Genomic DNA, 544 nt, shown 5'->3' with positions numbered 1-544 from the left:
AGTAGACCAAATCAATAAAACCACTTATAACAGATTACTAAACTAGGCGTGATTTTCAATATTAAGCAATATCATATCGTTCTTAGTTTTCATATTTCAAACACACCAATCCAAATCCTCAAAACAATCCTTTATACAAAAAGAAGCAGCTCACAATCATTAGTAGCACCGCGAAGCATTTTTTTAATAATGTTGGTGAGAGTTGGTGCGCGACCTTTGCGCCCACTTTTGCGGTAAAAAAACTCATGATGCTAATACCCAAAAATGCATAAATATGCACAAAGCCAATCGCGTTGGGAATATTAACGTGCTCTTTCATCCCAAATACCATAAAGCCAAGCGCGCCAGCAATCGCAATCGGCAGACCACAAGCAGCAGACGTGCCCACTGCTTTTTGCATCACTACATTATAACGTGTGAGATATGGCACCGTTAAACTGCCGCCGCCGATGCCAAAAATGGCAGAAGCCACGCCAATACTTGCCCCTGCTGCTAGCTGCTTAGGTGTTGATGGTAATACAGTATCTCCAGTACTGACATCAGA

The 544-nt window shown here is 41.7% G+C and carries 1 protein-coding gene; it reads right to left on the bottom strand.

Annotation, left to right across the window (positions count from 1 at the left end; genetic code table 11):
* Positions 1 to 118: 118 nt before the first annotated feature.
* The coding region (locus ACS8FC_RS20285) for a sulfite exporter TauE/SafE family protein (RefSeq protein ID WP_439298109.1) at positions 119 to 544 on the bottom strand (426 nt) is incomplete at its 5' end.

Source organism: Psychrobacter sp. 1Y4 (assembly GCF_051847555.1).
Note: the sequence above shows the minus strand (reverse complement) of the source record. Positions and strands in the feature narration are given on the sequence as shown.